This window comes from Brachyspira sp. G79, assembly GCF_002379365.1.
Lineage (GTDB): Bacteria > Spirochaetota > Brachyspiria > Brachyspirales > Brachyspiraceae > Brachyspira.
The window spans coordinates 326131-338723 of the sequence record NZ_JQIU01000008.1; the positions used below are offsets into that span (position 1 = coordinate 326131).

8 protein-coding genes are annotated in these 12593 nt (G+C 28.9%); 6 read left to right on the forward strand and 2 right to left on the reverse strand.

What is annotated here, in order from left to right; all coding sequences use genetic code 11:
* The first annotated feature begins 513 nt into the window (after positions 1 to 513).
* The 5 genes from KQ44_RS03090 (at position 514) to KQ44_RS03110 (ending at position 6341) form a co-directional block, all read left to right on the forward strand.
* Positions 514 to 1953, forward strand: a complete 1440-nt coding sequence (locus KQ44_RS03090; protein ID WP_096736197.1) for an aminoacyl-histidine dipeptidase — start codon at positions 514 to 516, stop codon at positions 1951 to 1953.
* A 413-nt stretch (positions 1954 to 2366) separates the two neighbouring features.
* On the forward strand, positions 2367 to 3281 hold the full coding sequence (locus KQ44_RS03095; protein ID WP_096736198.1) for a cysteine synthase family protein: 915 nt from the start codon (positions 2367 to 2369) through the stop codon (positions 3279 to 3281).
* Positions 3282 to 3292: 11 nt separating this feature from the next.
* Positions 3293 to 4015 carry a serine O-acetyltransferase EpsC gene (gene epsC, locus KQ44_RS03100; RefSeq protein WP_096736199.1) on the forward strand — a complete coding sequence of 241 codons (723 nt, stop codon included), beginning with the start codon at positions 3293 to 3295 and terminating at the stop codon, positions 4013 to 4015.
* A 271-nt stretch (positions 4016 to 4286) separates the two neighbouring features.
* Complete coding sequence (locus tag KQ44_RS03105; protein WP_096736200.1) at positions 4287 to 5309, forward strand: sugar kinase; 1023 nt, start codon at positions 4287 to 4289, stop codon at positions 5307 to 5309.
* Positions 5310 to 5384: 75 nt separating this feature from the next.
* Entirely contained in the window at positions 5385 to 6341 is a 957-nt protein-coding gene (locus tag KQ44_RS03110; RefSeq protein WP_096736201.1) for an ROK family protein, read from the forward strand.
* An 87-nt stretch (positions 6342 to 6428) separates the two neighbouring features.
* On the opposite strand, the gene clpB is transcribed toward KQ44_RS03110, so the two are convergent.
* Both clpB and KQ44_RS03120 read right to left on the reverse strand, forming a co-directional pair.
* A complete protein-coding gene (gene clpB / locus KQ44_RS03115) occupies positions 6429 to 9008 on the reverse strand; it encodes an ATP-dependent chaperone ClpB (RefSeq protein WP_096736202.1) in 2580 nt (859 codons plus the stop codon).
* Between the two features lie 738 nt (positions 9009 to 9746).
* Positions 9747 to 11486 carry a hypothetical protein gene (locus KQ44_RS03120; protein ID WP_096736203.1) on the reverse strand — a complete coding sequence of 580 codons (1740 nt, stop codon included), beginning with the start codon at positions 11484 to 11486 and terminating at the stop codon, positions 9747 to 9749.
* Between the two features lie 363 nt (positions 11487 to 11849).
* On the opposite strand from KQ44_RS03120, the gene KQ44_RS03125 reads away from it, so the two are divergent.
* The gene (locus KQ44_RS03125) at positions 11850 to 12578 is read left to right on the forward strand and encodes a gamma-glutamyl-gamma-aminobutyrate hydrolase family protein (protein WP_096736204.1); all 729 of its coding nucleotides are present in this window, start codon (positions 11850 to 11852) and stop codon (positions 12576 to 12578) included.
* The last annotated feature ends 15 nt before the right edge of the window (positions 12579 to 12593 follow it).

The window sequence follows — 12593 nt, forward strand, 5'->3', positions numbered from 1 at the left end:
GAAATTATTAAAATCATTTTTACATATTTGCATTTATATTTATGATTTCAGGCTGAGTAAGAGTAATAATATATGATATGAAGAGAGCATTTAAGTAATTAATGTTGTACATGAATCTCAAACCATAGTTCCTACGTTAAACTCATCAATAGATTAAAGTTGAATATAATAAATGCTTTTGAAGGTTTGATGTCCAATTGTATAAAATACTATTAGCAATAGCATAAAGCTAGGATATAAGCGATAATAAAAATAAATTTACATACTTGAATTATGAATCTTTAAACTTATATATAAAATATACATTTTTAAATGCATGAAATATGTATTGATGAAAGAATAATTATTGAAGCTAATATGAATTATATAAAGTTCCATAGCTGGTATAAGTGTTTTTTTGAGGAATATTTTTCTATAGTTATTTATCGAAAAATAAAAAATATATTAAAGTAATTTATATATAGTGTATTTTAATATTTTTTATTAAATAATAAATTTTAAGGAGTTTTTTATATGGATTTAAATAATTTTAATGACCTTGATTCTAAGGAAGTATTTAGATGGTTTGCAGAAATAAGCAAAATTCCAAGAGAATCAGGACATGAAAAAGAAGTAAGCGATTTTTTAGTAAAATTTGCTAAAGATAGGAATTTAGAAGTATATCAAGATGAAAAAAATAACGTCATTATTAAAAAGAAAGCTACAAGCGGATATGAAAATTTAAATCCTGTTATAATACAGGGGCATATGGATATGGTTTGTGAAAAGACCAAAGAATCAACTCATGATTTTAGGAAAGATCCTATTGAATTGGTAGTTGAAGGTGATATTTTAAGAGCCAAAGATACTACTTTAGGAGCAGACGATGGTATTGCTGTTGCTATGGGGCTTGCTTTGCTTGATTCTAAAGATATACCTCATCCTGCATTAAATATATTATTTACAACTTCTGAAGAAACTAATATGGGCGGTGCTGCTGCAGTTACAGGAGAGCATTTAGATGGAAAAACACTTATTAATGTAGATGCTGAAGAAGAAGGTATCTTTTTAGTAAGTTGTGCGGGAGGAGTTAATACATTAGTATCTTTTGATATAAAAAGAGAATCTAATAGTAATGAAGCATTAAAGATTGAAGTTTCAGGTCTTAAAGGCGGACACTCTGGTTTAGAAATTGATAAGCAAAGAGCTAATGCTATTAAAGTGTTGGGAAGACTTTTGTATGCAGTAAAAAATGATGTTAATATTGCCTGCATAGAAGGTGGTGCTAAACATAATGCTATTGCTAAGAGTGCTGATGCTGTTATTACTGCTAAAGATATTGATAAAGTAAAAGGAGCTATAGAAAAACTTGCTGATAGTATAAAATCCGAATACAAAGTTGAAGACCCAGACATGAACATAACTGTTTCAAAAGCCGATAGTGTAAAAGAATGTTATACTAAAGATTTAACTGAAAGAGTTATAGACCTCATTATGCTTGCTCCAGATGGTGTTCTTTATATGAGCAGAGATATTCAAGGTTTAGTTCAGACAAGTGCAAATAATGGTGTTCTTAAAGAAGAAAAAGAGAAATTGACTTTAACTATATCTATAAGAAGTTCTGTTGAAAGTTCTTTAAATGAAATAACTTCAAGGATAGAAACTGCTGCTGCAAGAACAAATGCCAGCTATAAAGCTGAGGATGGATATCCTGCTTGGGAATATGATGAAAACTCTAAAGTGAAAAATATAGCTTGTGATGTATACAAGAAAATTACAAAAAAAGATGCCAAAATAGAAGCTGTACATGCAGGTTTGGAATGCGGAATATTAAAAAAAGCTTTGCCTAATGTTGATATGATAAGTATTGGACCTAATATTTGGGGAGCTCATACTCCAGAAGAACATTTAAGCATATCTTCTGCTGATACAATGTGGAAAGTCTTAAAAGAATTAATCATAAGTATAAAATGATTATAATACTATAAAATTTATAAAAATCATAATGCTTTACTTTTTTGGTATAGCATTATGATTTTTTTATATATTTTAATTGTTAATAGTAATTTATATGTTTTTTTATATATTAGATTAATCAGTTTTTTGAATAAAAATATGTTAATAATTTTGTAGATATAATTTATAATAAACTTGAAAATAAATTATATTTTTTATATTAACAAACTAATAATTTTATAGAAAAAATTTCTTCTTGATTTAGCATATGAGAAAAATAGTTATATTTGAAATATTGATATATTTTATATAAAAAATTATAAAAGAATGAAAATGTAAGAAAATTGATATAAGTAAAGTTTAGTTTATAGGTATTGTTTTTATTAAGATATTAATATATATTAGATGTATATGTTATTTTGGAGAGTAATATGATATATAACAGCATACTTGATTTAATAGGAAATACTCCTATATTGAGACTAAATAATATAGAAGCAAAATTTGATTTAAATAAAAATGTGGAATTATACGGAAAGGTTGAAAAAACTAATCCAGCTGGTTCAATAAAGGATAGAGCTGTAAAACAAATAATATTGGATTTATTTAAAGATGGAAAACTAAAAGAGGGTTCAACTATAATAGAGCCTACATCTGGTAATACAGGCATTGCTATGGCAGCAATTGGCAGGTATTTAAAACTTAATGTTATAATAGTCATGCCTTCATCTATGTCTGAAGAGAGAAGAAAATTGATAAGAGATTATGGAGCCAAACTTGAATTAGTTGACGGAGGAATGGATGCGGCAGTTGAAAGAGCTAATCAATTGAATAGAAAAATACCTGATTCTGTTATACCAGGTCAGTTTGTTAATGAGTCTAACGTTATGGCACATTATCTTACAACTGCACCTGAAATATTTAGAGATATGCTTGATGTTGATTATATTTTTGCAGGTATTGGTACTGGAGGCACTATAACTGGGATTGGTCAGTATGTGAGGGATAATAAAAAAAATACAAAAGTTATTGGGGTAGAGCCTGAATCTTCACCTCTTTTAACTAAAGGTCGTGCTGCACCTCATAAAATACAGGGTATAGGGGCTAATTTTGTACCTAAAATATTGGATTTAACTGTGATATCAAGGATAATAGATGTATCAAATGACAATGCAATAAATACAGCCAGAGAAATTTGTTTTAATGAAGGGTTATATGTTGGGATATCGTCTGGAGCTAGTGTTTATGCCGCTATCCATTTATCTAAAGAATTAGAGGAAACTAATAAAAAAATAAAAATGCTTTGTATTTTACCTGATACTGGTGAGAGATACTCTTGGAATTAAAGGATATATTTATGAAATTAAAAACTTTTAATGAACTTCCTAATCAAAAAGATATAAAAGAGATTGTTAAACTTATTAGAGACTATGCTTTTCCTAATTTTTTTAGAGAGAGTCCTAATAAAGATATTGTAAAAAAAAATATAGCAAAACTTTATATGAATATAGTTACTAATGATTCTTATTTGCTTGATTTTATAGAGCAGCTTGATGATATTACATTAAGTTTGCAGAAGGATTTAGAGTTTTTTTATCAGTCGGATCCTGCCTCAAAATCTTATGATGAAATAGTATTAACTTATCCCGGATTTAGGGCTATTTTTCATTATAGAATAGCACATATATTTTATAATCAAAGAGAGTATTTAATAGCAAGAACAATATCTGAATTTGCTCATTCAAAAACTGGTATAGATATTCACCCAGGTGCTTCTATAGGGGATTATTTCTTTATAGATCATGGTACAGGCATAGTTATTGGAGAAACAACTGTTATAGGGCATCATGTTAAAATATATCAGGGGGTAACTTTAGGGGCATTATCTTTAACTAATGGAAGGAGTTTGGAAGGACAAAAAAGACACCCTACAGTTTGTGATTATGTTACTATATATGCTAATGCTTCTATATTTGGTGGCAATACTGTTATAGGAGAAAACGCTATAATAGGTGCTAACTGTATAGTTTTAGAATCTGTTGAGGAAAATAAAAGGTTAACACTTAATAATGATATGTAGTTATTTATTTTTGTAGTTATGGTTTTGTTTTCTATTTTTTATATATTGTTTGTATAGTATTATATTTTAAATATAAAATAATAAAATCATATTATGTATTTTTAATTTTGTTTTATAAAATTAGAAAATTTCAGCAGCTATATTATAAAAACTGTATGTCAGCAGATTTTTAATCAATATAATATAAAATTTAATTGAAATAATAATCAAAATAATGTACTATTATGTTAATTAAATTATGTTAATTATGTGATTTATTAAAGGATTTTCTATGGCTTCAGTTATAACATTTGGAGAAATAATGCTAAGACTTTCTCCTCCTTCTAATTTAAGATTTGTGCAGACTGATTCTTATGATGCAAGATTTGGAGGAGGAGAGGCTAATGTATCTTTTGCTTTATCAAATTTAGGAGTTGATACTTCATTTGTAACCAAACTTCCCAAAAATGATATTTCTCAGGCTTGTATTAATGAATTAAGACGATATGGTGTTGATGTATCAAATATAGTTTTCGGCGGGGAGAGAATAGGTATATATTTTTTGGAGAAAGGTGCTAGTCAGAGAGGTTCTAAAGTTATATATGATAGGGCTAATTCTTCAATATCAAAATGTACTAAAGATGATTTTGATTGGGATAAAATTTTTGAAGGGGCAAAATGGTTTCATATTACTGGCATTACTCCTGCACTTGGTAAGAATGTTGCTGAAGTATCTATTGAAGCTTGCAAAAAAGCTAAAGAAAAAGGACTTATTATTAGCTTAGATTTAAATTTCAGAAAGAAATTATGGACATCAAAAGAGGCTAATGAGACTATGAGTAAATTAATGCCTTACGTTGATATATGTATAGCTAATGAAGAAGATGCTGAAAAAGTATTCGGTATAAAGGCAAAAGATAGTAATATAATAGAAGGCAAACTTTCTCATGATGGCTATAAAGAAGTAGCCAAAGAAATAGCTGATAGATTTAATATAAAAAAAGTTGGTATAACTTTAAGAGGATCAATTTCTGCGAGTGAGAATCTATGGTCTTGTATGCTTTATAATGGCAGCGAATATTTTTTCTCAAAAGAGTATTTAATAAAAATAGTAGATAGAGTAGGAGGCGGTGATAGTTTTGCTGCTGGTCTTATATACTCATTTTTAAATGGCAAAGATGACAGAGAAGCACTTGAGTTTGCAACTGCGGCAAGCTGTTTAAAACATTCTATAGAGGGTGATTTTAATGTTGTAACAGTTGATGAAGTTATGACCGTTTATAATGGAGATGCTTCAGGACGTATACAAAGATAATTTTAATTTATGGTTGACAATTAGTATTATTGTACTAAAATAGTATAATAAATATAAATTAGGAGTATTAAACATATGAAAGATGTAGTTATAGCTATAGATATAGGCGGCACTTCTATGAAAGGTGCTGTTATAGAAGAAAACGGAAATATTTTATATAAAGATAATTTTGACGTTGATCCTAAACATACTACAGAAGAACATGAAAAAGTTATTTCAGAGTTTGTAGAAAAATTAAAAAATAATATTCCTAATGATTATAAAGCTATTGGTTTGGGAATAGATTGCCCTGGTGTTATGAATAGAGAAACTCTTCATATGGGAGGAGCTGAAAATATACCTGGGCTTAAAGGATTGAAGTTTTCGGACATAGGGGATAAATTTAACTTGCCTACAAAAACTGCTAATGATGCTAGTATGGCCGCTTTAGGTGAGGCAAAATATGGCAGCGGTAAAGAAAAGGCTTATCAGTCTGTAATGTTTGTTACACTTGGTACAGGTGTTGGGGGAGGATTCGTACTTAATGGGCAGTTATTTACAGGTTCTTTGGGCGGAGCTGGAGAGATTGGACATGTATTTGTAGTTCCAGATGGTGATAAATGTAATTGCGGTTCAAGCGGATGTATAGAGCGTTATGCCTCTGCTACTGGTTTTATTGCTATGGCTAAGCAAAAGATTCATAAAGGCGTTATTCCTACATCTCTTACTTATGAAGAATTAGATAAAGGTAAGGCAAAAGCTTTATTTGATGCGGCTAAAAAAGGTGATGAACTTGCTAAAGAAACTATTGCAGAATGTTCTTATTATTTGGGTATGTCTATAGCACAGGCTTTGAATATGCTTGATTTGGATTTGGTACTTATAGGCGGAGGGCTTTGTAAGGATTTTGATATGATGATAGAGCATATTAAAAGAGGTGTAAGAAATTATGGACTTAGAATGATGGTTAATAATGTTGAAATAAAACCTGCTTCTTTGGGTAATGATGCGGGTGTTTTTGGATGTGCTGCTTTATTTTTCAGAAATAATTAAATTTTGAGTAAAAATATTTTAAAATAAATTAAGGCTTACTAATTATCATATATTAGTAAGCCTTTTATTAAATTAAATAATTAAAAGTTATTTTTCAAATACTAAACTATCTCCTGATTTTTTTACTTTTATAGTATCTCCTTCTAAATATTTGCCTGCAAGCATTTCTTTAGCTAGAGGATTTTCTATATAGTTTTGTATAGCTCTTTTTAATGGTCTTGCTCCAAATTGAGGATCATAACCAATATCAGCAATATAATCTATAGCTTCATCACTTACATCCAAAGTTATTCTTCTGTCTTTAAGTCTGTTAGCAACTCTATTTATTTGATTTCTTACTATCTCAGCAATATATTTTTTGTCAAGTCTAGTAAATGTTATTATTTCATCTATTCTGTTTAAGAACTCTGGTCTAAATGACATTTTTAAGAGTTCCTGAATTTTTTCTTTTATGTCTTTTACATCATTAGCCTCAAGAATCAAATCAGAACCCAAATTACTAGTCATTATTATAATAGTATTTTTAAAATCTACTATTCTGCCTTGTCCGTCTGTAAGCCTTCCGTCATCTAATACCTGAAGAAGTACATTAAATACATCAGGGTGAGCTTTTTCTATTTCATCAAAAAGTATAACAGAATAAGGTCTTCTTCTTACAGCCTCTGTTAATTGTCCGCCTTCATCATAACCAACATATCCCGGAGGAGCTCCTATAAGTCTAGTAACGGAGAATTTCTCCATATACTCACTCATATCTATTCTTGTCAAAGCATGTTCATCGCTAAACAAGAAATCAGCAAGAGTTTTAGCAAGCTCAGTTTTACCAACTCCAGTAGGTCCTATGAATAAGAAACTTCCAAGAGGTTTATTTTCATCAGAAAGTCCAGCCCTGTTTCTTCTAATAGCATCAGCAACGGAAGTTATAGCCTCATCTTGTCCCACAACTCTCTTATGTAATACTTCTTCAAGCTGTAAGTATTTTTGTTTTTCACTAGCAAGCATTTTGCTTACAGGTATTCCAGTCCATACAGATATAACCCTCGCTATATCATCTTCTGAAATCTCTTCTCTTAATAGTCTTTTTTTATCTGAGTTTTTAGCATCTTCCATTGCTTTAGAAGCCTCATCAAGTTTTTTCTGAAGTTCTGGAATTTTACCGTATTTTATTTCGGCAGCTTTTGCTAAATTTCCTTCTCTTGTATATTGAGTTTCTTTTATATTTAACTCTTCAAGTTCTTCTTTTAATTTTCTAGTCTCTTCAATTCTTCCTTTTTCATTATCCCATTGAAGTTTCATAGCATTACGCTCTTCTGAAAGCTCGGATAATTCTTTTTCTAGTTTTTCTAATCTTTCTTTAGAAGCAGGATCATTTTCTTTTGAAAGAGCCTGTTTTTCTATATTAAGCTGTAATATTTTTCTTTCTAATTTATCAAGTTCAGTAGGCTGACTGTCTATTTCTATTTTTAATTGGCTTGCAGCTTCATCTACCAAGTCAATGGCTTTGTCTGGTAAGAATCTATTTGTTATATATCTGTTTGACAATACAGCAGCAGCAACTAAAGCATCATCTTTTATTCTTACACCATGATGAACTTCGTATTTATCTTTTAAGCCTCTTAATATTGAAATAGTATCTTCAACGCTAGGCTCTTTACAATAAACTTGCTGGAATCTTCTTTCAAGTGCTTTATCTTTTTCTATATATTTTCTGTATTCGTCTAAAGTAGTAGCACCTATTGCTCTTAATTCACCTCTTGCTAATGCAGGTTTTAATAAATTAGAAGCGTCCATTGCTCCTTCAGTAGCTCCCGCTCCCACTAAAGTATGAAGTTCATCTATAAATAATATTATGTTACCTTCTGATTTTTCTATTTCAGTAATAACAGCTTTTAATCTCTCTTCAAACTCCCCTCTGAATTTAGCACCAGCTACTAATGCTCCCAAATCCAAAGCTAGTAATCTTTTATTTTTAAGTCCTTCAGGTACATCTTGAGAAACTATCCTTCTAGCAAGCCCTTCAACAATAGCTGTCTTACCAACACCCGGCTCACCTATAAGTACAGGATTGTTTTTCGTTCTTCTTGACAATACCTGCATAACACGTCTTATCTCTTCATCACGTCCTATAACAGGGTCTATTTTTCCTTCTTTTGCTAATGCTGTTAAATCACGGCAGTATTTATCTAGTGCCTGCATTTTTGCTTCTGGGTCTTGGCTATTAACTCTCTGTCCGTTTCTTAATGCTTTTAATGCACTTAAAACTTCTTTTTTTGATATTCCGCTTTTTCTTAGCATGTCTCCTGCTTTATTGTCAGCTTCAACAAGTGCTAAGAATATATGTTCTGTAGATACATACTGATCTTTTAAAGCATTTGCTTCTTTTTCTGCTTTTGCTAAAATTTTACCAGCATTAGATGATAAATGTAATTGAACATTTTCTCCTGTTACTTTCACATTTTCATCAACTAATCTTTGAGTTTTATCTATTAAAGTACTTATAGGAACACCTATTCTTTCTACTAAAGGCTGAATAAGTCCGTCTTCTTGTTTTAATAATGCTAGAAGTAAGTGTTCGCTTTTTATTTCATTATGATCTTCGCCATTAGCTATATTTGCAGCTTCATTTATAGCTTCTTGGGCTTTTATTGTATATTTATTATAATCCATATTCTAATTCATAGACGGTTTTTTATACCGCCTCACTCCTTTATAAATTAATTATTTAAGTTTAATTAAATAATTTGTTTCAAGCATTTAACTGCTATGCTTATATGCATGCAAAAAATGTGCCAATTGATAGGTTTGAAATGTTTTGTTTTAATACATCATGATTATATTTTATTAATTATTTTTTATGTTTTAATTATTATGATTGTATAAATTTTATATATATAAAATAATAATATGTATAAAAATAATACTATAAATAAATATATACTATCTATCTATATGATATTAAAACTGATTATTTTTTATTATTGATGATATTAGTAATAAAATATATCAACTTTTCCTGTTGCAAAAGCTTCAAAAGCAGATATATGGAAAAATTATGTAATAAGAATATAAAATTGCAAATAACTAAAAAAGTTATTTATATATACTGGAACAATTTTATTTTGTCAATTGCTGCACATTATACAGAATCATCAACTTTTTTTCCGCACAAAAAAGTTGATGCCAAAGGCACGCAGAGCGAAAAACTCAATTGCTAGAACTTTATATTTTAAATATATGTATTAAATGTATGGTAATACAAAAAATTGGGCTAAAAATACAGTATTTTTGGTTTTTTGTGCCAACAAAAGAACAGGGGTGCGGCACGACTGTGAAGCCCTGCCAATATTTTAAATTAAAAAAATTAATTTTGACAAATTGTAATTGTTTAGATATATACGGATTTTTTTAGTTTATTTCGAAAATGTAATGGGTAAAAGCCTTATCAGGTTTAAAATAATCATTGCTTTTATCTATAATTATTTTAATCATATCCGCCATAGCTTTATAATATAGATAATAATAATTATATTTTTTGTAGTCAGACATAGTTTTACTCATTTCAAGTAAATTATAATATTGTTTAGATAAATTCAATGCTTCTTGATATTGAGTATTCAATTTGAACTCTCTGTCATAATCTACCAAACGAACTAATTTTCCATTAAAATTAAATAAATCTGCTCCTCCACTTGCCCAAGCTGTAGATGAGGTTGTTTGATTTTTAGGAACTATTGTAACCCAATCTGTTTCTTTAGCATTATCAGGGTGAACAGAGGACATTTGAATTTGATAAATACCTGAATTTTTTATATGTTCTTCTGTAATTGTGAAATTGGTTTCAAATCTTTCAACTGCTTCTATAATTTCTTTTACAGGCGGTATTGGATATGTTGTATTAAAAGTTCTATAATATTTACCATTTAGTTCTGTGTATTTAGGTTCAAAAGGAGTAGTTTCTTTATCTCCGTATCCTAAAAGTGCTACATTATTAATGGGAACATAACCCAATTTAGATGTATCTACATTTTTCTCTTCCTTCCAATTTACACCATCTTCTGTTGACCATATTCCGTCTTCTATAGTAAAAAAATCAACGCCAATCATTTCATACCAAATTCCTCCAATGCATTCATATTTAGAAGTTTCTCCTCCGTATATGTATATTTTATCATTATAAAATTTTACATTAACCCCCCATCTTTTTTCTGGAAATGGAAATTGATTTGTAACCCAATTTTTCTCATCTGAAGTATCTTTTTCTATATCTACATAATAATATTCTCTACTATCCGATGAAAATTCGGGAGCTGAAGGATCTCTGTATCCTGTAGGATTTTCATCAACATATGTTCTTTTAGGAGTAAATAATAGTTTTCCTTTAAAATAAAAGAAAAATAAATATGCATGATATCCAAGTCTTCCTTGTATATTAGGATTATTAAAATTAGTATTAGGTAAATAATATTTTTTTGAAATTTGATTTGCTGAATCATTCCAATTTATAAGGCTTGCAGATTCTCTATATCTAGGTCTTAGTTCATATAAATATATTACTCTAAAATTAGGATCATAAATTGATGTATTATCTACAATATTCCCATCAGGAAAGCTATATGTTTGACCTCTAATATATGTTACCGATTTTACTTCTGATAGTGTTGTTACTTTATTTTGTTCTATTAAAACTTTTCTTGAATTAAGGTTAGTCCAGTATTCTGTTTTTTCTAAATCATCACCCAATGAAAGGCTATGTATTTTAGTTATAGTTTTTCCATTATTATCTATTTTTAATACAGCTCCTTTACCTGTAGGGCTTAGTTTTTTAGTATTCGGATCATATTGGTATTCATTAGTAGCAAGTATATGCCATTCATTGTTAAATTTAAATCTTCTGCTGTATCCTCCAAATACTGTTCCGTTTTGTACGATTTCAGGGGTTACTATTATATATTTTTCTTCAATTTTCTCTGGGGGTATTTGCAATGTTGGGCTTGGTATAGGATATTGAGGTATTTGTTCATTATTTGGAAATTCTGTAGGAGGAGGTATTATTGAAGGACTTAATAAATTTATTTTTTTACAAGATATAATAGAAATTGTAAAAAGTATTAACAAAAATATGGTTAAATATAATTTCTTATTCATAACTTAAAAGATATATTCAATATTAATAAATATTATTCTGTTACTATGTAAATAATATTTATTGCTATTTACAGAAGAATATATTTATTTTTCTATCATATTATAAATATAATAAAAGTTATGAAATAAAATAGTATTTTTTATAATAAAATATTTTGTGATGTATAAATTATTTTTAGTATATTATATCTGTTTATTTATAATAATATTGTTAAAAGTAATACTTTATAATAATTGTAAGTAAATATATTTTACCTATAAAATTATAAAAAATAAACAAAAAAGTATTATTTATGTTCTTATTACTTGAATATGAATAATATATTTATTATAATTAAACTATATCAAAATATTGGAGTTAATATGAAACCTATAATAGGAATAAGCGGAAGTATTTTAAGTAACGATAATGACGGGGTATTTTCAGGATATGAGAGAGCTTATGTTAATGATGATTATGTTCTTTCAGTGTCAAGATCAGGTGGGATTCCTTATATTGTACCTATGATAGACAATGATGAGGATATAAAGGAGCAAGTATCTCATGTTGATGGGATTTTGTTGTCGGGTGGGTATGATGTTGATCCTATTTACTGGGGTGAAGAAATTCATTCCAAATTAGGCAGAATATTTCCAAGAAGAGATAATCATGAATTAAAGATAGTTAAATATGCTTTAGAAATGAAGAAACCTATACTCGGTATATGTAGGGGGTGTCAGATTATTAATGTTGCTTTTGGAGGAAGTTTGTATCAGGATTTATCTCTTATAGATAATTGCTATATCAAACATTCTCAAAGTGCCAAACCTTATGAAGCCACACATAGTATGACAACTAAAGAAGGAAGTATTATCAGAGAGATAGTAGGCGAGAGTGTAAGAGTTAATTCTTTTCACCATTTGGCTATAAAAGATTTGGGTAAAGGATTAATTGCTACAGGATATTCTAAAGACGGTATAGTTGAAAGTATAGAATATATGGAAGATGGTAATTTTGTGCTTGGAGTGCAGTTTCACCCAGAAATGATGCATGCCCATTATGATTTTGCTTTAGATATTTTTAAAAAATTTGTTTCAAAGTGTAATAAATAGTGTTAAATTAAGGAG

Coding starts and splice junctions, on each gene's coding strand:
- epsC (WP_096736199.1), top strand. CDS start 3,293: ATGAAATTAAAAACTTTTAATGAACTTCCTAATCAAAAAGATATAAAA.
- KQ44_RS03110 (WP_096736201.1), top strand. CDS start 5,385: ATGAAAGATGTAGTTATAGCTATAGATATAGGCGGCACTTCTATGAAA.
- KQ44_RS03120 (WP_096736203.1), bottom strand. CDS start 11,486: ATGAATAAGAAATTATATTTAACCATATTTTTGTTAATACTTTTTACA.
- clpB (WP_096736202.1), bottom strand. CDS start 9,008: ATGGATTATAATAAATATACAATAAAAGCCCAAGAAGCTATAAATGAA.
- KQ44_RS03105 (WP_096736200.1), top strand. CDS start 4,287: ATGGCTTCAGTTATAACATTTGGAGAAATAATGCTAAGACTTTCTCCT.
- KQ44_RS03090 (WP_096736197.1), top strand. CDS start 514: ATGGATTTAAATAATTTTAATGACCTTGATTCTAAGGAAGTATTTAGA.
- KQ44_RS03125 (WP_096736204.1), top strand. CDS start 11,850: ATGAAACCTATAATAGGAATAAGCGGAAGTATTTTAAGTAACGATAAT.
- KQ44_RS03095 (WP_096736198.1), top strand. CDS start 2,367: ATGATATATAACAGCATACTTGATTTAATAGGAAATACTCCTATATTG.